Below are 24,438 nucleotides of genomic sequence, written 5' to 3'. Positions count from 1 at the left end.
CAGTGAAAAATATTGACGTTGTGATTGTTGGCGGATCAGTTAATAGTTTAGGGATTTTACGTTCTTTAGCACCATATGCTCGTTGTTTAGTTTTATCTGATACGAAAAGCCACCCTGTTTTTAAATCTCGTTTTGGCAAGAAAAAATTAGTCAAAAACACTAAGTCTATCGACATTATTGATGAGCTTGAAAAGTTAGGTAGGCATTTTATTCAGCCCCCGGTACTCTTTTTGAGTGAAGAGAAAACAGTTGAGCAGGTTAGTTTTCACCGTGAGCGATTACAAGATTATTATAAGTTTGATTTGACCGATCACACCAAAATTATTGATTTGCAATCTAAAAGTGGTTTTCAGCAATTGGCAGAAGACCATGATGCGCCAATCCCAAAAGCGCTGTCTATTGAGAAAAATGATGATATTGAGCAAGCAGAGCATTTAACGTTTCCTTGTGTGTTTAAACCATTATATCAAGACTCTGGTTACTCAAAGCTATTTAAAAAAGCTTACAAAGTAGAAAGCTTGGCTGAAGTAAGGGCTTTGTATAAAGAAATTAAGCCGACGATGCCCGGTATGATGTTACAAGAGTGGATTCATGGTGCAGACAATGATATTTATTTTTGTATAGCATATTTTGATACACAGAGTCGACTAGTCGGTGATTTTACTGGCAGAAAGCTGAGATCATGGCCATTAAATATTGGTGGTACGGCAAGTTGCACCAATGCGCCTGAAAAGCATGATGAACTGAGTAAAATAACTGCTGATTTTGCTAAGGCGATAAATTACTCCGGTTTGATGGGGATGGAATATAAGTTTGATAGTCAACGCCAAGAGTTTTATATGATTGAACCTACGGTAGGGCGTACAGATTATCAGCATGAAATTGCTACCTTGTCAGGGCATAACTTATTAAGGCAAATTTATTGTTATCTAAAGAATGACAATCTCTTTAAATACCCACTTATGATGAAGCCTATCATATGGCGTGATGAGATAGCTGATGCCAATGCACTTGCCCACGGAGGAAATCCTGATGAACCTTTTGATGCCGAAGTTTATGGTGCAATTAAACGGTGGAATGATCCTTGGCCGTATTTATCGGCACTTTGTAAGCGCATAAAAATGAAAGTTGTATCCTAGCGTGGGCAACCTTATTAAGCCTGAAACCGCTGTTTGGGGAAAAGAAGAATGGCTATATATTGCTAAGAGCATTATTTCAGGTAGTGTGAATAAAGGTAATAATGTCGAATTATTATCTAAAACTCTTGCAGAAAAATATCCTAATTCAACTGTTTTTGTACTCAACTCTGCACGAGCAGGCTTAATTGCTTCATTATTATTATTTAAAAAAAAACAACCAGACAAAACTCAAGTTATTATCCCTGAATTCATTTGTGATAGTGTGCCTCAAGCGGTAAAAAAATGTGGTCTAGTACCCGTTTTTTTACCCGTGTCGGATGATTTAAATCTTAATATATCGTCACTTTATACAGGATGTAATGAAAAAACTTTAGCCGTTATTTTACCTCATATGTATGGAAAATCTGCGAATATTGGCCAAGCAGAGGTGCTTTTAAAAGAGAAAAAAATTTATCTTATTGATGATGCGGCACAAGTTGCAGGTGTTAATATTGAGAGTAAACCTTTAGGTGGTTTTGGTGATGTAGGTTTATTAAGTTTTGCTCAAGCGAAAACTATCGTCACAGGTGTGCGTGCTTCTGGTGGCGTGTTATTTGTTAACAATAAGGATTTAATCGGAGCACTAACAGAAAACTTGCAAATGTTACCTTTTACAAAGGGTCGTTTAAGTACTTTATGTCATTTTTTAATGGTATATAAATGGCAACGAGTGTGGAAACGTATGGATTACTATATTCAGCGCCTCAAACAAAGAATATGGGATGTTCATCCTGATTATTATGCTCAGGTGAGCAAAATATCGAATATGGAGGCAGGGATTGCCTTAGCGCAGTTTGCCAGTTTGTCGCAAAGAATCAGTGCGACAAAAAAAAATATTGAATATTACCAAGCAAACCAACAATTATTGACCAGTTTTACATTTCCTCAGATCACACAAGACAATATTTATTTAACTCGAATGATCCTTCAGTCGAAAAGAATAGCGCCCAACATACTTGCAAAATTGCTATTGCAGCAAGGAGTGGTTTCCAATACGGTTTATGGTACTGGGTCTAAAATTTTTGATGGAACTAGCCTTTCGGGCTTGTTAGAGCTCCCTTTGCAGGGTTTAGCTCTTGTAGACATTGATAAGGTGGTCTGTGCACTTAAAAAAATTGAAGATAATTCATATGTATAATACTTATTTTTTATTTAATACAGGATGTTAAATGTTTAATACCTACGAAGACATATTTTCACAACGTGCAAATAGTTATTATGTACTTCATCGTTATTTAGAACCAGTATTCGACCATGAAAAGGTCAGCATCAAATGGCAGTTGGCTTATATTATATTGCAGTCAGAAGATAACGAGTTTAACTCTTTGTAGGAGTTCTATATTTAGGTCTGATGCATTGTATTTATATCCACTTGTAGTTCAGTAAACTACATAAAATTTGGATACAAAGGTTATAGGGATTAATTTTTATATAACTTTACTTTAAATATATATTGAATAACAAATGACGTGAGAAAAACTATATGACACCACAACTTTCCGTATATTTAGATTTATGCCGTTTTACCGCTGCTTTAGTAGTGGTGCTGGCTCATATGGTTGTCTTTGATATAGCTACAGGTGAGTGGATAGAGTGGTTACCGTTGAGCGGTAGGGATGCTGTAATATTGTTTTTTTTATTATCGGGCTATGTCATTGCTTATACAACTGAAAAAAAACAAAGTGATATACGGGAATACTTTGTGTCTCGTGCTACGAGGATTTATTCGGTTGCTATTCCTATTATCGCCCTAACAGTAAGTTTGGACCTTATTGGTTTGCAGTTTAACCCTGAGAATTATACTGGGTTATACCAATATGAAAAATTATATATATATATTCCATTCCACTTAAGTTTTTTAGGTGAAATTTGGACCATATCTGAACAGCCTTTTACTGTTACTCCGTATTGGTCATTAGGTTATGAGGTTTGGTATTATGTCTTGTTTGCGGCTTTGTATTTTTATTCAGGCATTAAGCGGGTAGTTATCTTTACTTTATTATTTGTTTTTGTTGGTTATAAGTTGTGGTTACTGTTTCCATTATGGCTTGCTGGGGTTTGGTTATATAAAAATCATGATAGATGGAAACTAGCACCTTGGCTGGCAAATATTATTTTTGTGGGGAGCTTAGTGGGCTACTTTTTATTCAAGAAATTTGGCGCAGACCATTATTTAATAGAGTTAGGTAAACAAACTTGGCCTTTTGGGGATTTATCTTTAGGTAGCGCACAAAAATACTTAAGTGATTATGCTGTATGTATTTTTGTTATTTTACACTTGTATGCGGCTAAATATGTAGATTTAACTTGGGTGCTCAAATTTAAAAAGCCAATTGTTACCTTAGCCTCATATACTTTTACATTGTATTTAGTACATGCACCTATTATGAAGACAATCGAACATAATATGGTATTAAATACTGATTCTATTTACACCTCTATCAGTATACTATTATTGGTTGCATTCGTAACTTGGGGAGTCGGTCTTTTGACGGAACAGCGTAAATACAAATTTAAACCTGTTGTTGTCTATAGCCTCAAAATTGCTATTAATTTTGTTAAAGCAATGCCTATATTAAAGTCTTTTTGTATTCCAAATAAGAGTAGTTAATGTGGGAGAACTGAAATCGCTTTCAATTATTAAAGTTGTAATCAATCTTGAATACATTACAGTATGCTAACTCTTCGTTAACTAGGTAAATCTATATGTAAAGTTTTTGCATCATGATGTTTGACATTAATAGGGGTAAAAATTAATTCATTATCAGGGATTATTCCTGAAGGTGGAAATAAATAAGCATATTGACTACGACCGGTTAATCCCTGTTTCTGATAGGGAAAAGAAGCAAGCAACTGCCAATGTTCACCTGTTTCACTATAATACAAACACGCTTCTTCTTTAGTTGCTTGTTTTCTTCCTGGTTCAAAAGTTACGCCCATTATTATGGCGCCTGAAACTGTTTGTACCATGTGGTACGCAGGGTTTCCTATTGTTGCCACTTGTTCACGTTTATCCGTTGCAAGATTAAGTCGATAAACATGATTAATGGCTTCAGCAGGAGCATCCTTACCTGCATCCATTCCCCAAACAAGGTGGTGCTCGGTTATAATCAATGAAACTGCTCGCCAACTTTGATCGCCACCACGAAATTTGTGCACTGTTTTAAATTCATTATCTGTGAAATAAAAATGCGATTCGTTGTCTGCATCGCCAGTCGTTATCCAAAAGCGTTGGCGGTATTTATCCCAAAAAATACCATGAACATGTTTAATTTCCCCTTCTTTAAAGGTATGACATACTTCACATCTTTCGCCATTATCAGCAATACGAAAAATACGTACTGCTCGTTTTATACCATTTACATATTCGCCAAAATACGCATTGTTTGATCTTGGGTGAACACCAATTCCGTTGCGTAATGGTGGCTGAACTTTATGTTTTTTTAAGTCAAAAATCGGCTGTGCTACTTTGCCTTTGTTATCAGCGCTATAACGATAAACTTTGTCGTAAATAATAATAATAGTGCCATTGGGTAATTGCACTACATGACCTAACCCCATAGAGTCTGACAAAGAACGCGCTAATGCACTTCGGCGTATTTTGTCTTTTAAGACGGTTGGCAATTGATTATTTACAGGAGGTATCTTACAAACCTGTTGTAATTTTTGGCTTTTGTAGTGATAACTAAATACAAAATGATCTTGGCTACATAAACAATACTCTTCAGTGGAAAAGTGCACCATAAGTTTGTTTTTGATAACGGATAATGCTGAAGGATGGATTAATTCTTCCATGTTTTTTCTTTAGTTAGCCTTTAATAGAGGGGATTTTTGCATATTATGACTAGAAATAAAATGCCTTGTTGAAATCCTTTAATACAGGCAAAATTAACTTCTAAAAAATAGTATGAGATGGAAGTATAAATACTATTCACATAACATGGATATAGTATGCGTTTACTGATTGCTTTTGTGTATTTACTGATAGCTTATGGCTCTCTTTTCCCTTTTCATTTCTCTGTTGATGAGTTTAGTCAGCATTATGATCAATTACTCAGCATTCAGGTTTCAGGTATTGGTGATGTCTTAGGGAATATTCTATTATTTACACCATTAGGTTTCCTTTATGCTTTAAAGAACTCTACAGAGCCGTGCCAATCGGCTAAACATACATACCTGCTATGGTTTTATGTGTTTTTGTTTGCTTTTGTTTTACAGATTTTACAGATAGCAATGCCTGAACGAGATCAAAATATACTCGATGTTTTATTTAACATGGCAGGTTTTGCTATAGGGTATATCGGGATTTCTGCTGTTAATGCTCAATCAATTAATATTCAGCCTCAACTGAAATATTTACCTACCATGATTGCGCTAACCTATATTCTGTCAGAGTTATCACCATTTGTTCCTACCATTGACCTACAATCATTCAAAGACAGCTTAAAACCCTTATTCATTCAACCCTCAGTCACTTTTGTGTGGGATTTATTCATTAAGAGTACGATTTGGTTGATCGTCATCCGCTTATTGTCATTTCAACAAACCAAAACACCTATCAAATTGATTGTCGGTTTATGGGGCTTAATGCTCGGTGCCAAGATTGTTATCGTTATTAATGTGCTCGTTATTACCGACATAATTGCTCCATTAATTGCAATTGTCATTGCTGCGAATATTAGTGTGAATCACGAAAAAGTGACAAGGGCTCTATTATCCTTATTACTCGTCGCCTTTGGCGTGTCTTCAATGGCAGCTATGGATTCATTTTATTTATCCCTAGAAACCTTTATCCCTTTTCAAAGTTATTTAAATGGACAACTTTATAGGGGAATAGAAGCTCTTTTCTTTAAGTTATTTATATTCTCTAGTGTTATCTGGTTGGCGATTGAATTAGGAAAAAATGCTAAAAGAATATCCTGTTTACTCGCTATTTATGTGTTTTTCATTGAGTTTTTACAGCTATTTATGCCAACAAGAGTGACAGATTTCGGTGATGTGTTTTTAGTGGTAATTGCGTACTTAACAGTAAGGAATTTAGGAGACTATTTAGCTTCACTGGAAATGACTGTGACTACTTCTTCAACTAAAGTGCCTGTATCAGCAAAAACTCAACCGAGCTATGAACAAACTGCACCTAATAAGTTTGTTGGTATTTTTACACCATTGCAGCAGTACCTTGGTTTATTCATTCTATGCTTCGTTTTGTTTTATACGATAGTAAATATAGCATTAGAGCTACCCGGTGTGCCTTACAACATTGTTGAGTTGTTTTCTCACAACGCATCGGCACTAGATTTGTTTTTCTTTTCTTTATTCTTGCTATTTTTAGGGGGAGGCAGCGGTTATATTACTCAAAAATTATTAACAGAGAACGATGTTAATATTGTTAAGTTTATTAGCCTGCATTGTATCACCTTAGCATTCGCGTTTATTTGTTTGTATTTAGCAGTAACTATTGAGAGTCTTGAAGATCTCGTTGGTTCATCAAAGTTATCGCAATCACTATATCGCAACCAAACCTCAGATCACTTCATGCCAATGTTAGTTAATGTATTAAGCTTGTCATTGATGGCAAAAATGGCACAGTTTTTTGAATTTCTATTTCGCTTTATTGCCTTATATGGCTTAGTGCAAATTCCATTAACAATGGCCTTATTAATTTTTACCTCGCCAGTTAAAAAATTCAAATTAGTGAAATATATTGTAACCAGTGTAGTTATCTTACCACTGTGCTTATATGTAGCTTTTTATGCAGCTGTTACTGATAACTTAACTGAGTTGATCGCCAGTCCTATTATACTCGCGCTATCTTTAGTCGCTTTGGCTGCGGGAATAGCACTGGAGTGGAAATTTATTATTCAGAAAAAATATATAATTTCCTTCGCATTAATTGGCAGTATAAGTGTGTGTTCGTGGTTTGTTGCGCAGGCTGTTTTTGAGTTACAAATAATTAAGTATGGCTATATATTTTCAGCTTTTGATTTTTTGATTGGTGCAGGACGAGTAGAGAAGTTAAGTGAGATAACATTGATGATGCGCTGGAGTTTAATTCTTATAGCATTTCAGGGCCTGCTGCTTAGTGGTTTATTTGCATTGAAGCATCTGCCCAACGTTTCTTTACCCTATCAAACAGGTAAGGTTAAAGCCCACCATGTATACCTTGGGTGTTTACTCATTATTTTTGGTTATGTTGGTAACCGTTTATTTGGTGAACACTTGCATTGGCAAACATTGGCTCAATATTTCACTCAAGATGCTGAACGCAGTTTTAATCTAGATAACTCTGAAGCGCAAGTCCCTGATATTATCACCAGCGGTATTATTTACCTGAATGGAAAGCCAGTAGAAAACCTAGTTAAAGCGTTTGCCAAAGCTAAAGATCATGACACTATCCGTCTATCTAAAGGGTATTACCAACAAGCTGCAGTTTTGAAGGCAAGTCACGTATCTATTATTGCAGAGCCAGGGGCTGTTATTTTTGGAAAAACAAAGCATGGTAAAGGAGCTTTAGTAATCAAAGGAGATGATAATTATATCGAAGGCTTAGAGTGTCACTCAATATATGTTTCTGACAACAATGGTGTATGCATACGCCTAGAAGGTAGGGGGATTACACTTAATAATGTTTATTTTCATCATGCTCAGGGTGGTTTACTAGGCTCGAAAAAAGGCGGTGATATTGTGATAGAAAATAGTCGTTTTGAGCATTTAGGTGATAGCGCCTTTTATCATGGTATATACACCTTAGCTCCAAGCCGTTTGTTTATTAATAATTCATATTTTTTAAATAACCGAAATGGTGGTCATGAAATCAAGTCTCGTTCGACTCATACCGAAATTACCCATTCCATTATTGCGAGTAGCCAAAGTCGGGATAGCCGATTAATTGATGTGCCTAATGGCGGTTCGCTCATTATAAAAAATAACATTCTAATTGAAGGACCGTTTAGCGAGAATCATGATTTATTAAGTTGGGGGGTTGAAGGAATAAAACATCCATCAGAGCAAGTCATCATTAAAGATAACATCATTATTTCAGATAAATCCCAAGCTAAACTGATCTCTCTAAAAAAACAGCCTAATATATTTATAGTGGAAGGAAATTTTGTTGTGGGCAATGTGAAAGGGGTTAATGTAGATGATAATTTCTTCTTTGAAAATCGTGAAGCGTTATCTATTAAAGCTGCGCCATTTATTCCTGAATTGAATAATAATTAAGACAAAGAGCACGTTTAGAATCTTGTTAATATGTTTTTAAGTATTTAGCTATGAGATTAAGTCTTTTTGTTTAAAACTTTACCATCATAGCTTACTATAATGGCTACATGCCGATTATCTTTAATGGAATATAAATGAGTCAATTAACAATCTCCCCAGTCATTATGTGTGGTGGTAGTGGCACACGTCTATGGCCACTTTCCCGTGCACTTTTTCCTAAGCAGTTTTTACCATTAGTCAATGATACCAGTATGCTTCAAGATACTTTAAAGCGCCTGCCCAATAACTGTAGTGACCCCGTATTTATTTGTAATGAAGAGCATCGGTTTTTAGTTGCAGAGCAAGTGAGGCAGTTATCATTATCACAAGGCACTATTTTACTTGAGCCCGAAGGCCGCAATACAGCCCCTGCTGTAGCATTAGCGGCTTTGAATGCACTAAAAAAAGATGAAGATGCTATTTTATTAGTGTTAGCTGCTGATCATGTTATAAAAAATACCGAAGCATTCCATCAAGTAGTCTCTCAAGCCAGCGTTGCTGCAGAAGAAGGAAAGCTTGTGACGTTTGGTATAGTGCCTACACATGCTGAAACTGGGTATGGTTATATTAAAAAAGGTGAACAGCAAAAAGATAGTACATTTAAAGTTGCGCAGTTTGTTGAAAAACCAGATGAAGCAACAGCTATAAGCTATTTGGCGTCAGGTGAGTTCCTATGGAACAGCGGTATGTTTTTATTTAAAGCATCACGTTACATTGAAGAGTTAGCAAAATATCGTCCTGATATTTTAGAACAATGCCAACAGGCAATGACGGATGTTGAATATGATCTAGACTTTTTAAGACCAAACAAAACTGCTTTTCTAGCCTGTGCAAATGAATCTATTGATTATGCTGTTATGGAAAAAACTGACGCAGCAGTTGTTATTCCTCTTGATGCTGGTTGGAGTGATGTTGGCTCGTATTCAGCCTTGTGGGAAGTCTGTGAAAAAAATGAAGATAAAAATGTCTTAAAAGGCGATGTTATAGCTCATCAAACAACGAATAGTTACATCCACAGTCAAAATAAATTGATTACAACTATAGGTGTAGATAATTTAGTTATTATTGATACACCTGATGCTGTTTTAGTTGCTAATAAAGATAAAGTACAAGAAGTTAAACAAATAGTTGAGCAACTTAAGAAAGAGCAGCGAACAGAAGCCGTTTTGCATCGTGAAGTTTACCGTCCTTGGGGGAAGTATGACAGTGTTGATAGCGGGGAACGTTTTCAAGTTAAACGTATTACTGTAAAACCAGGTGCGAAACTATCAGTGCAAATGCATCATCATCGCGCCGAACATTGGATTGTTGTATCGGGTACAGCAAAAGTTACAATAGATGATAAATCAGTGCTACTTAGTGAAAACCAATCAGCTTATATACCCATTGGTGCTGTTCATGCATTAGAAAATCCAGGGAAATTACCGTTAGAGATGATTGAAGTACAATCAGGTAGTTATTTAGGTGAAGATGATATCATTCGCTTTGAAGACCGTTACGGCCGAGTTGAGTCATAAATTCATATCAAAAAGGAAGGGTAGGTATTCAGCATGGATAAAATAAAAGAATATTGGAATACCGCTAATAATATTGCAATATATAAAGATAAAAATAAATTCTTTATTTTTATTCAGATGATTACCTGTCGTCTTTTATATAAGTTTGGTCCTCAAGATTACGTATTATATAATTTTAATGGTAAACCCTTTTCCAAAGCTTCAGGGTATATGAAGAAATTAGAATTGGAAGCTATCCAATCGCGTATTAATAAAGAGTCTGTGAGGGAGTTAGTTAATAGTAAGCTTGAGTTTAATATAAAATGTCGTAAACATGATTTACCAACACCTGATATTTTGGCTATTATCGCCAATGATGGTTATAGCCAATACAGAGGTGAGTTTAATTTTATTGAAAATATAAATCAGTTAATCCCAGAGCTTAAAAAACAAGGTGATGGTCGTTTTTTGTTTAAACCAATTGGTGGTTCCTATGGCGCAGGTATTGTGCGATTTTCTTTCCGAGACAACCAAATTTTAAATGATGATAATCTGGAAGTTGACTTGTCAGATCTTTTTTCTACTAAATTATCAGCAAATTGCTATATATTACAAAGATGCTTGTTACCCCATTCAAGTTTAAATCAGTTAATGCCCGATGGAAGTCTAGGGACTGTCCGCATGGTGACTATTGGTCATGGTTCGGAGTTAGCTGTATTTTTACCTTGTCTTAGAATTCCAGTAGGAAAAAATGTTACTGATAACTTTTCTCATGGTCACCCTAAAAATTTAATTGCCGCAGTTGACTTAGATACAGGTTGTTTAAGTCGGCCGTATGGTCCTGACTCTTTAGGTTTAGGCTTAGTTGAAAAAGTCGATGTTCATCCTTCGAATCAATTTAAAATAGAAGGGTTTCAGTTTCCATTTTGGGATGAAATGTTGGCATTAGTAAATAAGGCGTCAACTGATTTTTCTGAATTAAAAACCGTGGGTTGGGATGTCGCACTGACAGAAAATGGTCCTTGCTTAATTGAAGGGAATTGGCGTTATGATTGTGACATATTACAAATTTCTTTTGATAAAGGGCTGAAAAAAGAGTTATCACAGTTATTGAGTCAATACAGCTAAGAGGATTAGCTTTCTGATTTAATTATCTTTTGTAGTTAGATATATTAACGGACAATAATCATGACTAAAAAAGCACTTAGACCATTGAGCCTTTTTTTCTGTGGGCTACTTATTTACCTAGTAAATAATCAACTATTGTTTGCACAGACGAACCTTGAACATAATACGCCGCCGATAATGTTGACTTCATTTGTTGTTAAAGAGTCAGCTCAAGTAGGCTCCAATAATTACCCTAATGTTGCGATATTCCCTTTGCAGTACGGTGAGTATGAAAATATTAACAGTTTTCACCTTAAAGATAGTAAAGGCAACATTGTTCCTGCTCAATTTGAAATATTAAATCGTTGGTGGGGGAAAGATAATTCATTACGTCATGTCCAAGCTATTTTTAATGCTGAGTTATCGGCTTATAAACAAGGACAAGCAAATTCAGGCGTTAAAAAATACCAGTTGTTTACGGGTTCTAAAAAAGCAGAGGTACTTAACTCTGTTAAGTTAGAAGACAGAAATAATGAAATAAATATTAGTAATAATTTACTGTCAATAAACATTAAAAAATATCCCTTAGTTATCACAACACCCGCAGGTAAACTCCATTCTGTTTTTTATCAAGAAAACAATGAAATCGATTACTCATTTAAGCACGCCAATATTCAGTTTGATATTGAAGAGTCTGGTCCTATACGTACAGTACTAAAAATATATTCGGCTACTGAATATAAAAAACCAACACAAATAAAGCATGGCTGGGCGCTTAGGCTTTATGTTTATGCTAATTCACCTCAAGTCAAACTTGATTTTCAATTACAAAACTCGGCGATAAATACTACAGTTTCAGCCCCTCTTTATTTTAAAGGGCATAATCTGATTCTTGATGATGTTAAAATTGAACATGAAAAAACGGTACGAGCTGATAAGCTTAATTCTAAAGAAATTCAATCAACCTCAGCAGGGTATATTAGCAGTAAAAATGTAAGTGTTTTCTTTCAAAACTTTTGGCAAACTTTCCCGAATGGATTATCAACGGCAGAAGGAAAATTAAAAATAGAAATGTGGCCAACATGGACAAGCCAATTTCTTAATGACCACTTTGTTGATATTGGGCTTTATTGGTTAGATGATATGAAGCAAACCTATCATGAGGTTTGGCTTGATTTCTCAACAGATAACTCTATAGAGCATGTGGAAGCTTTTGCTAAAACGGTACAAAATCCACCCGTTGCTATTATCCCACAAGATTATTATGCAAAAACAAAAGCGACCCTAGAATTAGGGGGGTATTTTCCTAAGACACAAATTTCGCCCAAAAAACAACGTAGTTTGACTTATAGAACTAAAGGATTAACGAAGAAAAAACATGGAGCCTTAAAATTTGGTATGGATAATTATGCCATTGATAGCTATAGAAAAAAACGTACTTCCAATGGTGGTGGATGGCCATATTCAAATCGAAAGTTTTTCGTGTCAGGTAATCCAAATGATTATTATTATGCCCAAGAAATGGCAAAAGCAGAGATTAATATCAGACCGCAGTGGTTAGGTGGTTATTTACATGCAAAACATTTTAAATCAATTACACCATCAACTAATCCGTATGGCGGTACTAGCTGGCGTCAGTTTGTTAATCATAAAGCGCCAACTTTAACGCGAGAATATATTCCAGGTAGCCGACAAACAGCAAATCCTAGAGACGACCAACACGCATGGTTTTATCATGTCGAACAGGCCTATTTGATGTCGGGTAATAAATGGATTAAAGACTGGTATGTTTTTATGGCGGAGTTTAAAAAAATCTATTTACAAGAATTAGACCCTTGGCCCGATCGCTCCAATCGTAGTGAAGGACATGCATTAAACACTGCACTTGCCGCTTATAGAGTTACAGGTGATTTGCAATTAGGTGAGCTGCTGTCAAGTTATGTAGTGAAAGTACATAGTAAATATTTATTACCGCCACATAATTTATCTATTGGTCGCTTGGATAAGAAAAAGCCTTCTGCGGCAGTTTTCCAACAAGGTTTTTTAGTAAAAGGTTTTATTAATTTATATAACGAATTTTCTGACCAAGAAAAAACCTTAGCTTTAATACAAAACTATATGAAGTGGAACCTTACTTACGCTAATTATGGCTATTATCGCAGTATTATTAGCAACGATATCTCAACAAAAGCCTCAGGCAGTAGTGCTACTTATGTTGACGCAGCTATTTGGTATACTTTGATTTCAGGCGAAGCAAAGTACGCAGATCATGCGATAAACTTTGTTCAAAAGGGCGTTGGGGGAGTAAAATCCTATGGTAAATGGGCAACGTGGCAAGGACAGTATGAAGGTCAACTTTATAACTATTACTTGCAGCAATTAAATGAGACTAACAACGAGTAGTTACAAGCTTAAATTTTGATACTTTAAGGATTACCCCCCGTTCAGGGCCACATGAACCCGGTTAAAGTGAATGTAACGGGTTCATGTGATGATATTCAATCTTAAACTTTCTACTTACTAAATGGCTCCTGATGGACGAGTATAAAAGATTTAAATACCACGCATCAGAAGCTTTTAATTCTCGGAATAATTTCTATTTACGCTTCAACTTGCACATAATTATCGCCACTAGCAAAAGCAATTAGTCGGCTCAGTTGCGTTAAGCTATAACCACTTTCATTTTGCAATTTATTAAAATGCGCTTGTATAGCTGTTAAGCTTTTTTTACTTTGCAAACCACCATCAATGATTTGCTGTGCTCTTAAGTAAGCTTCAACATCACTGCTTAAAATAAAAGTATCCTTGCCTAATAATCTAAGGGCGTATGGGCCAGTATTGCCGCCTAAGCGTTGACCATGCTTTTTCAAATAAGCCCACAAGCCAATGATATCTTCACTTGGCCAGTCATTAATAAATTGCGCAAAGCTGATATTTTTTTCTAGTGAGATATCAAACATCATCTGCGCATTGGCTTTAATCGTTTTTACTTTATTATAATTACGAATTATTTTCGGATCTGCCGCTTTTCGTTCCAACATTTCTTCAGGCATCATTAGCATTTTTTCGATATTAAAATTAAAAAAATGTTCCTCAAAGTCAGGCCATTTATTCTCAACCACTCGCCAAACAAAACCAGATTTAAAAATTTGTTTGGTAAAAGCAGCTAAAACTCTATCGTCAGTGAGTTGGCTAATACTTTCTTCTGCGGCGTTATCATCGAGTAATTTCTTGCCCAATATTCTTTTACCTAGCAATAGCTCAAGTGCCAACTTGCCACCTTTTCGATCGGCGGCACGCTGGTATAATGATTTAAATGATTCGTGGGTCATAACTTCTTAATTAAATTAGGCATTATTATTGGGTGATGTCATTTCCACATTATCTGAGCAGGAATCCATATTATGCACAATAAACCTTGGGTGTAAGTGACACAGATACTGGATCCCCGATTAATACACCTCGGGGATGACGTCCTTCATGTTGAATGTTTACATTAATATTTACGCTTCAATACCACAGTGACGCAATAGCGCATCAATTTCTGGTGCTCTGCCTCTGAAGTTTTTAAACAACACGCTTGGCTCTTCGCTGCCGCCTTTTTCTAAAATGTTGTTTAAGAATGACTGACCGGTTTCTTCATTGAAGATGCCTTGCTCTTCAAATAAACCAAATGCGTCAGCGGATAATACTTCAGCCCACTTGTAGCTGTAGTAACCTGCTGAATAACCACCGCCAAAGATGTGGCTAAAACCATGTTGAAAACGATTAAATTCAGGCGCTGTTACTACAGAGTACTTGGTTCTAACATTATCGAGCACTTGCTGAATATGTTTCTCATTGTTCGATGCTTTCGGGTCAAAGCTTTCATGCATAGTAAAATCAAAGATGCTGAATTCAATCTGACGTAACATTTGCATGGCTGATTGGAAGTTTTTCGCCGCCAGCATTTTAGTTAACATTTCCTGAGGCAATGGCTCGCCACTTTCAAAATGGCCTGAAATAAACGCAAGTGCTTCTGGTTGCCAACACCAGTTTTCTAAAAACTGACTAGGAAGTTCTACTGCATCCCAAGGAACACCATTAATACCGGCAACACTGCTGGCGTTTATTTGGCTTAACATGTGATGAATGCCATGACCAAACTCATGGAATAAGGTGACAACTTCATCATGAGTAAATAATGCCGGTTGATTGCCTACAGGGCCGTTAAAATTACACGTTAAATAGGCAACTGGATATTGAATAGAGCCATCAGCTAGTTGGCTTCGACCAACACAGTCATCCATCCAAGCCCCACCACGTTTTTTCTCACGGGCATAAAGGTCAAGATAAAAGCTGCCTCGTCTTTCACCTGATTTATCAAATACATCATAAAAGTTAACATCGTCATGCCATACATCAACACCTTCACGATGTTTGATAGATAGGCCAAATAACTTATGGACCACTGCAAATAGACCAGAAACAACTTTGTCTTTAGGGAAATATGGGCGTAATTGTTCATCTGAAATGGCGTAACGACTTTGTTTTAACTTTTCGCTGTAATAAGCCAGATCCCAAGCCTGTAAATTATCTGTCTTGAATGCAGTCGCAGCAAAGTCGCTTAGTTCTTTAAAGTCTCGTTTACCTTGGTGTTGTGATTTAATAGCTAAGTTTTCAAGAAACGCCATGACTTCACTCGTGGTATTGGCCATTTTAGTGGCTAATGAATGTTGAGCATAGTTGTCAAAATCAAGTAAATTAGCTAATTCATGTCGCAAGCTTAGTAACTCATCCATGATGGCGCTATTATCAAATTTATTTGCATTAGGCCCCTGGTCTGACGCACGAGTAACAAATGCCGTATAAAGTTGCTCACGTAAATCAGCATTATCACAATACATCATTACCGGTAGATAACTTGGAATATCAAGAGTAAAAGTAAACCCCTGTTGCTCTTTTGCTGTGGCAAGTTCTTTTGCCGCAGCTAAAGCACTCTCCGGCAAGCCGGTAAGCTCTTTTTCGTCTTCAATGGCAATACTAAAGGCATGGGTAGCATCGAGTACATTATTGCTAAAACTAGAGCTGAGTTCTGATAAGCGAGTCGCTATTTCACCATAACGCTTCTTATCATTATCACTTAAAGCAATACCTGATAGTTTAAAGTCACGAAGGGCATTCGTGATCACTTTTTGTTGAGCTATATTAAGCTGTTCAAATTGCTTACTGTTCTTAACGCTAAGGTAGGCTTGATATAAACCTTCATGTTGACCAACAAAGGTGCCATATTCTGATAAAAGAGGCAGACAAGACTCATACGCATCACGCAATGCATCACTACTCACAACTGAATTCATATGGGAAACAGGTGACCAAAGTTTAGATAGCACATCATCAACTTCATCAATGGGTAATACTAAATTATCCCAAGTAAAGGCGTCATCATTAGCGAGAACTTGCTCAATAATTTTTTTGCAATTACTAATTGATTGCTCAACAGCAGGTTTTACATGTTCAGGCTTAATTTTTGAAAAGGCAGGTAGTTCGCTAGATACTAATAATGGATTGGTCATAATGCTTAAAAATTAGTTTATGTTATTAAGAGATGTAAGACCTAGAGAGGCTTTATTCAAGGCTATTCAATCAATAGTTATGAAATATTCATCATATGAAGTTATAAATACACTTGTTAAAGTTTTACTCAATTACTTATTGGTGTGATTTTATTGTATAGCGTAAGTAAACCTGTTGTTAGCAGTTGTATTTTTTATTGATTTTTGTTTGCACAACGTCATCGTAAACTATACTTTATGGGACCTTTATATTTTTATAATTAATTCTGTTGTTGAGTAACTATGCTTAAGAGATTACTTATTTCCTGTCGACTATTGTTAAGTATTATTTTTAGCGTTATTTTCATTGGCGGTATAGTCGCATCTAGTACCAGTTATGCTGCAATAGAAAACCTTTCCCTAGAACTCCTCTCTGTTGATGATGGTTTATCACAAGGTAGTATTCATTCAATTATTCAAGACAAAACAGGTTTCATTTGGCTAGGTACTGAAAGTGGTGTCAATGTTTATGATGGCAATGAAGTTAGGCAATTGCCAGGACCAAAAAACAGTTTTGAAAATGTTGCTATATACAATGTACTTGAAGATAAAAGTGGTTTGATTTGGTTAAATGTTGATGGTCGAAAACTTTATTGTTATAACCCTAAAACAGATAGTTACCGGCATATTCCAATAAAACTTGCGCAAGGTTTTGATTACTATATTACTGACTTAATTAATGATTATGACAATAAAATATGGGTGTTAACATCAAAAACGCTTGGTGTTTATAATCAAGTTACTGACGAGTATAAGCAAGTAGTCGATTTAGAATCAGAATTAGCAGGTAATTTATCACTATTTCAGATGTCATTGTATGATGGCGTGATATACCTGGCTTCTAAGATAGGTGTTTTTGCTTATGATATTGAGAAAAACCATTGGAAAAAACTACCGCAAATACCCGTTGATATATCTAAGCAATCAAGCATTGAAGAACTTAATAAAATATATACTGTACATGCAGATAACAATCATACTTTATATTTAGGCTCCTTCGATGGTTTTTTTGCTATAAACGTAGCTGATATTAAAGCATATATTGCGGAAAAATCGCAATTACCAAACTACCAAAAACTTATTGAAAATATGGCCGCATGGCAGACCTTACTTGATGGCGAAATGCTGTATGTAGCCTCTGATAAAGGTTTGTATGTTATTAATACACTCAATAATAGTAGTGAGTTCTTGTTTGGTTTTAGTGATTATTTTGACAATATTACCGATGACAACATACATACATTGATTAAAGACAATCACGGAGTTTTCTGGCTAGGCTCAAATACTGTAGGAGCTTATCAATGGGACCCTCAAAAAGAATTAGTTAAAAACTATGGTTATAAAAAGAATAATCCCGCTAGTTTGAGTTATAACGAAGTGTGGCATGCTTTACCTGACAGCCTCAATAATGATTTACTTTGGGTTGCTACCTCAAATGGTTTGAACTTAATTGATCTAACTAAGCAGCAAGTGACTCCCTTTTTGGTGAATGACGACTCCAAAAGCATCTATACCAAAAGCCATATTTATAGTCTAGTGACGTTATCGCCTGAGCAGTTACTTGTCTCTACTGCCCAAGGTGTACTTCTATTTGATAAAAAGCAGGAGAAAACATTAGCATTACCCTTTAATGATGAAGTTAATCAACTACTAGCATTAGAGCAATTTGACATCCTAAAAGAAGGTGATTTCTTATGGCTAACGAATGAAAAAGGTATTTTTAAAATTAACTTAATTACTTATCAAATTGATACGTTAAGTGAAATTACGGCACAGTTCTCCCCGGAACGTTTATTGTATTTCTTGGGCTCATTACCAAATCGTGATTGGTTTTTACTCACCAGTAATGATGGTTTATGGGGATTTAATGTCAATACACGAGAATTTGTACAGCTTTATCAACTGGAAGGGATACTCGCAGGTGAAAACGTTTATATCGATAATTGGGCGATTGATAAAAACCAAGTTCTCTGGTTAAGCTTCAGTGGTAAAGGCCTTATTGGTTTAACATTACCTGATTTTAAAGAGAAATATTTTTACCATAAAGCTAACTCCATTATTGAAAATAACGTTTATGGTGTCATGGCAGATGAATCTGGGGATATCTGGTTCTCTAGTCATGATGGTATATTTATGTTGGATTCTGATAACCAACATATAAGTCATTTCACTCGTAAAAATGGTCTTGGAGCGACAGAATTTAATGCTAGGGCTAATGCAAAATTAGCGAATGGTTTATTTGTCTATGGTTCTATGGAGGGTATTAGTCTTTTTGACCCTTTACAGCTAAAAAAAATATATGATAATGAAAATATTACAGTCAAAGTTACCGCCGTAGAATTATTATCTCGAGATTTAGTCCTACCTTTAGTCATTGAAGATAATGCTGTTATTAACCTAAACCATGATGATGTAGGTATTCGTATTGATTTCTCTACTTTTTCTTACGGTAATGAGAAAAGTATCATCTATAAATATCATTTAACTGGACAAGACAACATTGATTTTCCGGCAAGTCGTGAGGCTCATGTTACCTTCCCTAGCCTCGCTTCAGGTAAACATACTTTATCAATTCAAGCTAAATCCCCTTATACAGGAGAGTTCTCTTCGCCTGTACATATTAAATTTAACGTAGGCTTTGCTCCATGGCGTTCACCTTTAGCGATATTACTTTATGCTATCGCCTTAATGTTAATGATGGTGACTTGGTATCGTTATCGTAAAACCCAGCAACAATTATTACTTGATGTTCATGAGCAAGTAAAATATCGAGAAAACCGCTTACAACTAGCCTTAACGGGTAGTAACAGTGAGGTCTGGGATTGGCAAGCCGATGAAGACTTAATATTTGGTAAGCGTATTTCTTTAGATTTAGGTTACCGAGAAAAAGCGCTATTTTATAGTTTAGCAGAGCATGTCGCGCTTATTCATCCTGAAGATCATGATAACTTTATTCATTGTTGGCAGCTATTTATTAGTAGTGCCAATCTAAAAGATAACTTTTCCTGTACCTATCGTTTGAAAACATCAGATGGTCAGTGGTTTTGGTATAAGGATTTAGGGAAAATTGTTGCGGTAGATGCCAATAACCACCCTGTCAGAGTGACAGGATCTTACACCAATATTACTGAGTCTCGCGCTAATGAAGAACGCGCGCAGTATTACGGAGATGCATTTCAGCAAACCCAAGATTGGGTATTTATTATTGATGAAAAGATATCCAGGATTACGGCAAACCAGTCAATGCGTGCTGTTTTTAATTGGCCAGAAGAAGAGTTTGATTTTAGTGACAAACTATTAGGCGTCAGCCAGAAACGTCGCAGTTTTTATCGTAAATTAATGCTGTCGCTAAAAGAAGGAGAACATTGGCGTGGAGAAGAGTTAATAGTTACCGCCAATAAGGATGAATATCACGTCATTATCAACGTCACGGTAGGGTTTAGTTCAGTAACTAATGCGTTACATTATTTGTTTGTTTTAACGGATATTAGCGCTCAGAAAAGTGCTGAAAGTGAATTGCGATTATTAGCTAATTATGACCATTTAACCGGATTACCCAATCGGACATTATTGCTTGAACGTATTAAGCATGCGATAGATTTTTCTAATCGACGAGATACCTCCATTGCGGTATTTTTTATTGATCTTGATCGATTTAAGCAAGTTAATGATTCTTTAGGGCATGATTTCGGTGATTTATTATTACGAGAAATCACTAATCGTTTACAAAGTGCATTACGCATCGATGATACGGTAGCACGTATAGGAGGTGATGAATTTGTTGTGCTATTAGAGAGTTTCGCTAATGAAAATCAATTGGGAAGAATTGCAGAAAAAGTTATTGATACTATTGGTCAATCCGTTGATTTAGATGGAAATTTAGTTAGTGTTGGTGCAAGTGTAGGCATTGCGCTATACCCTAATGATGGTCTTAATTCAGACGAATTATTACGCCATGCTGATGTTGCTATGTATCATGCGAAACAAGCCGGAAAAAGTAATTTTAAATTTTACACCGCACAAATGAACGTTGAAGCAATGGATCGCTTGAGTAAGGAGTCAGCGTTAAAATTAGCAGTAAAAAATAATGAGTTTATTAATCATTACCAACCCATTATTGATGCTTATACGGGTAAGGCTGTGGGAGTCGAGATGTTAATGCGTTGGCAAACGTCTACTGGCTTAGTGCCACCAAATGACTTTATTCCTTTATCAGAAGAGCTAAATCTAATCATCACGATGACAGAAATGGCACTTGAACGAGTATGTAAAGACCTAAAAGAATGGCATACCATACGACCTGAATTTTATGTGTCGATAAATTTATCGGTACATCACTTTGTTGAAGCAGATATAGTCTCATTCATTAGTGAATTATTGGTGCGCTACCAATTACCTGCAACAATATTGCGCGTTGAAATAACGGAAAGCTCGTTAATTTTACAACCTGAAAATGCCATTACCACGATGCGTAAGCTATCTTCATTAGGCCTTATTTTAGCGCTTGATGATTTTGGCACTGGTTTTTCGTCATTATCTTATTTAAAAAAATCACCTTTAGATATCATAAAAATAGACCGTAGCTTTGTTGCTGGTATTGGTATTAATGAAGCAGACGAAGCAATTGTAGATACCACGCTAGTATTAGCAAAAAGACTTAACATGCACTGTATTGCAGAAGGTGTAGAAACAGCTGAGCAATTAAATTATTTAGTGGCCAAACAATGTCATTATATACAAGGTTATTTATATAGTAAGCCAAGCTCAGCGGAGAAGATTATGAAAAATTTGCTGATAGATAAGACAGAACTTACTTATACCCAAACCCTTTGAAGATGGGTCTTACAGGGCGACTGAGCGATTTACGATTAAGGGGGACTCATTTTATTAATAGTTATTTCCTTAAAAATAAGGCAATGAAGAGCATAAACTGTTCGGAAGACCCCGCAGGGCTAGTTTAGAAATGTTTTATGCTACGTTATTAATTTCGCAAATAGCATACTATCCCTCCAACCATTGCCTTGTCTGAGGGCGTTTCTGATTTCAGCTAAAACCTACATCTGGATGTAGTTTGGGTGTATACCAATAACTAATTCGATAAAGTGGACAACTAATTACAGAGAAAGTTATTAAATATTATTACTTTAATACTTGAATAAAGTGTATTTTGCGCCCACATTCTATTTAAACAATACGTTAACTAATGAGTGAAACCATGACACAACATTTTGATTATCTTGCCATTGGCGGTGGCAGTGGCGGTATAGCATCCGCTAACCGCGCAGCAAAGTTAGGTAAAAAGGCAGCAGTTATTGAAGCCAAATACATTGGTGGTACTTGTGTAAATGTTGGTTGTGTACCTAAAAAGGCGATGTGGTATGCAGGGCAGATATCTGACGCATTGAAATATGCGAGTGATTACGGTTTTGCTCAACATCTTACTCAAGACACTCCTCAGTTTGATTGGGCTAAATTGGTCGCTAACCGAGAAGCTTATATTGAACGAATTCATGCGGCCTATCAGCGTGGTTTTGATGCTAACGATGTAACCGTTATTGATGGATTTGCCAAATTTGTTGATAAAAACACTGTTGAAGTCAACGGTGAGTTAATCACCGCAGATCATATTACTATTGCTACAGGTGGGCGTCCCACTCTGCCAAATATTGAAGGTGCTGACTATGGCATCGATTCAGATGGTTTTTTCGCCTTAACAGAGCAGCCTAAAAGTGTTGCTGTTGTTGGCGCAGGCTACATCGCGGTCGAGTTAGCGGGTGTGTTTCATGCCTTAGGTACAAAAGCGCATTTATTGGTGCGTAAAGAAAAACCATTACGTGGTTTTGATAACATGCTGAGCGATACCTTAGTAGAGCAAATGGCAAAACATGGCCCAACGTTACATAACCACAGCACGCCAGAACGTATCGAAAAATTGGCAGATGGCAGCTTAGTAATACATCTAACTAATGGGAAAACTATTGGACCAGTTGAAACCTTAGTATGGGCAATTGGCCGTGAACCAGCAACCGACAATATTAATTTAGCGGCCGCTGGTGTTGCTATGAATGAACGTGGTTTTATCGAAACAGATAAATATCAAAATACCAATGTAGACGGTATATATGCAGTAGGTGATAACACCGGTCGTGCACAATTAACGCCGGTAGCTGTTGCTGCGGGTCGTCGTTTATGTGAGCGTTTATTTAATAATAAACCTGAAGAGCATTTAGATTATTCCGGCATTGCTACGGTAGTATTTAGTCATCCAGTTATCGGCACCGTTGGATTGACTGAAAACGAAGCTATTGCGCAATACGGTGAGGAAAATATTACCGTTTATAAATCGCAATTCACTGCACTGTATCAAGCAATCACTGAGGACCATCGTGATCCGACACGAATGAAGTTAATTTGTGCAGGCAAGGAAGAAAAAGTAGTTGGTTTACACAGTATTGGTTTTGGTAGTGATGAATTATTACAAGGCTTTGCTGTGGCAATGAAAATGGGCGCAACGAAAGCTGATTTTGATAACACTATTGCTATTCATCCGACCTCAGCAGAAGAGTTTGTTACTCTGTAATTATTACTCTGCAAATTGACTCGCAAAAAAAGTATAGCTACTAACGAAAAGTCAGTAGCTATATTCATTACCATTAAAAACTCTGGTGACTATACCAAGCGGACTAATCAATTAATCCAGAGGGTATATTACTCAACAGTAATGGTGATCTTCTTTGAAACAACCGCAGGCTTATGAGGGATATGATGATGATCGCCTAAAATAAGTTGTAAAGTATGCTGTCCTTTAGGCAAGGTTAACGTTGTTTGTGTTTGTCCACCGCCAAAGTGCTGAACATCGCCGCCCATAGGCACATCAAAAGCAGGCAGAGAGTCTTTGTCTACTAATAAGTGATGATGACCTGTATGTTTTTTCTCGATACCTGCGGGAGATACTCCCATATCTTTTAAACCAAAGGTTACTGTAAACGTAGCTGGCACTGTTGCGCCATCTACAGGTGAAATAATGTATACCGAGGCATTAGCCGGAGATACAGATTGCGGCAAACTATTAGCACTGACTAGCTCAGAGGCTAATAGAGCTGGGGTTAAAGCCAAAGTGAGTAGTGATAATTGAACAAATTTTTTCATAATATAACTCGTTAGTAGGTATATAGGTAAGGCTAAAGGTAGCTAGAGCCCAGTTTACTGTCAATGATTTCGATTAAAACGGATTATCAAATTTGAACTTGAGTAAGTGTCAGAATAATAAGTGCTTTACTTAGCAAGAGGAACGGCGATTGATAAATCCCTTAGAAACCTCACAAGCAAATATAGCAAAATTATAAGGTTACCTAAATAATAATACTTCTTATTCTTAGATTTTATTACATATTAGGGTCTGTTGACCTTTCGAGATTGTTTTTACAGCGGTTTGTTGGGTATTTATACAAGGCAGAGTCTTTGCCATGTGGTTGTTCCACATAAAAAGGCGATAACGCCGTAAAAATGACCAACAAACGCTGTCCGAAGGATTCGGCTAAAAGCGTTTTACTCTTTGTTGAGTATAATTTGCTTAGAATGACTAGGCTACACACTACTCGCCGCGATTAAAACGCTTTTATCTCGAATAAAATTTAACCGCGAAAGATCAACATACCCTAATCTACCTACGATTATAACAAAGTAAGATAAACCAATTTGCTCAGAACTAAATTAAGTAAATTTTACAGTCCCTTTGTTTAAGACAAAATTCAACAAATAATATCTGCACCCCTATTATTATATCAAACGGATTAATTTATG

General features: G+C 36.2%; 15 protein-coding genes. 10 read left to right on the top strand and 5 right to left on the bottom strand.

Going from position 1 to position 24,438, the window contains the following annotated elements:
* Positions 1–2 precede the first annotated feature (2 nt).
* The 4 genes from CXF79_RS22920 to CXF79_RS22910 all read left to right on the top strand — a co-directional run bounded on the left by CXF79_RS22920 (position 3) and on the right by CXF79_RS22910 (position 3,789).
* Complete coding sequence (locus CXF79_RS22920; protein ID WP_101158116.1) at positions 3–1,139, top strand: carboxylate--amine ligase; 1,137 nt, start codon at positions 3–5, stop codon at positions 1,137–1,139.
* Between the two features lies 1 nt (position 1,140).
* Complete coding sequence (locus tag CXF79_RS22915; protein ID WP_157825911.1) at positions 1,141–2,316, top strand: DegT/DnrJ/EryC1/StrS family aminotransferase; 1,176 nt, start codon at positions 1,141–1,143, stop codon at positions 2,314–2,316.
* Positions 2,317–2,347: 31 nt separating this feature from the next.
* Positions 2,348–2,509, top strand: a complete 162-nt coding sequence (locus CXF79_RS23445) for a hypothetical protein (protein WP_157825910.1) — start codon at positions 2,348–2,350, stop codon at positions 2,507–2,509.
* A 152-nt stretch (positions 2,510–2,661) separates the two neighbouring features.
* On the top strand, positions 2,662–3,789 hold the full coding sequence (locus tag CXF79_RS22910) for an acyltransferase family protein (RefSeq protein WP_101158112.1): 1,128 nt from the start codon (positions 2,662–2,664) through the stop codon (positions 3,787–3,789).
* Positions 3,790–3,866: 77 nt separating this feature from the next.
* Here CXF79_RS22910 and CXF79_RS22905 read toward each other — a convergent pair whose 3' ends face one another.
* Positions 3,867–4,973: a hypothetical protein gene (locus tag CXF79_RS22905; RefSeq protein ID WP_101158110.1), complete on the bottom strand. Its 1,107-nt coding sequence runs from the start codon at positions 4,971–4,973 to the stop codon at positions 3,867–3,869.
* A 156-nt stretch (positions 4,974–5,129) separates the two neighbouring features.
* On the opposite strand from CXF79_RS22905, the gene CXF79_RS22900 reads away from it, so the two are divergent.
* The 4 genes from CXF79_RS22900 to CXF79_RS22885 all read left to right on the top strand — a co-directional run bounded on the left by CXF79_RS22900 (position 5,130) and on the right by CXF79_RS22885 (position 13,444).
* Positions 5,130–8,399: a VanZ family protein gene (locus tag CXF79_RS22900; protein WP_101158108.1), complete on the top strand. Its 3,270-nt coding sequence runs from the start codon at positions 5,130–5,132 to the stop codon at positions 8,397–8,399.
* Between the two features lie 134 nt (positions 8,400–8,533).
* Positions 8,534–9,955 carry a mannose-1-phosphate guanylyltransferase/mannose-6-phosphate isomerase gene (locus CXF79_RS22895; RefSeq protein WP_101158106.1) on the top strand — a complete coding sequence of 474 codons (1,422 nt, stop codon included), beginning with the start codon at positions 8,534–8,536 and terminating at the stop codon, positions 9,953–9,955.
* A 33-nt stretch (positions 9,956–9,988) separates the two neighbouring features.
* A complete protein-coding gene (locus tag CXF79_RS22890; protein ID WP_101158103.1) occupies positions 9,989–11,062 on the top strand; it encodes a sugar-transfer associated ATP-grasp domain-containing protein in 1,074 nt (357 codons plus the stop codon).
* Positions 11,063–11,122: 60 nt separating this feature from the next.
* Entirely contained in the window at positions 11,123–13,444 is a 2,322-nt protein-coding gene (locus CXF79_RS22885) for a hypothetical protein (RefSeq protein WP_101158101.1), read from the top strand.
* 197 nt (positions 13,445–13,641) lie between these two features.
* On the opposite strand, the gene CXF79_RS22880 is transcribed toward CXF79_RS22885, so the two are convergent.
* Positions 13,642–14,373, bottom strand: a complete 732-nt coding sequence (locus CXF79_RS22880) for a DNA-3-methyladenine glycosylase I (RefSeq protein ID WP_101158099.1) — start codon at positions 14,371–14,373, stop codon at positions 13,642–13,644.
* Positions 14,374–14,544: 171 nt separating this feature from the next.
* Positions 14,545–16,596, bottom strand: a complete 2,052-nt coding sequence (gene prlC / locus CXF79_RS22875; RefSeq protein ID WP_101158097.1) for an oligopeptidase A — start codon at positions 16,594–16,596, stop codon at positions 14,545–14,547.
* 282 nt (positions 16,597–16,878) lie between these two features.
* On the opposite strand from prlC, the gene CXF79_RS22870 reads away from it, so the two are divergent.
* Both CXF79_RS22870 and gorA read left to right on the top strand, forming a co-directional pair.
* Complete coding sequence (locus tag CXF79_RS22870) at positions 16,879–21,468, top strand: EAL domain-containing protein (protein WP_101158095.1); 4,590 nt, start codon at positions 16,879–16,881, stop codon at positions 21,466–21,468.
* A gap of 382 nt (positions 21,469–21,850) precedes the next feature.
* Positions 21,851–23,215, top strand: coding sequence for a glutathione-disulfide reductase (gene gorA, locus CXF79_RS22860; protein ID WP_101158093.1), 1,365 nt, complete (start codon positions 21,851–21,853; stop codon positions 23,213–23,215).
* Positions 23,216–23,343: 128 nt separating this feature from the next.
* On the opposite strand, the gene CXF79_RS22855 is transcribed toward gorA, so the two are convergent.
* Positions 23,344–23,784 (bottom strand): DUF4399 domain-containing protein, encoded by a 441-nt coding sequence (locus CXF79_RS22855; RefSeq protein ID WP_101158091.1) that lies wholly within the window; start codon positions 23,782–23,784, stop codon positions 23,344–23,346.
* A gap of 236 nt (positions 23,785–24,020) precedes the next feature.
* A complete protein-coding gene (locus tag CXF79_RS23780; protein WP_101158089.1) occupies positions 24,021–24,230 on the bottom strand; it encodes a hypothetical protein in 210 nt (69 codons plus the stop codon).
* Positions 24,231–24,438 lie beyond the last annotated feature (208 nt).

Source organism: Colwellia sp. Bg11-28 (assembly GCF_002836245.1).
In the GTDB taxonomy this organism is placed as follows: domain Bacteria; phylum Pseudomonadota; class Gammaproteobacteria; order Enterobacterales; family Alteromonadaceae; genus Colwellia; species Colwellia psychrerythraea_A.
This window is presented reverse-complemented; position numbering and strand designations above follow the sequence as displayed.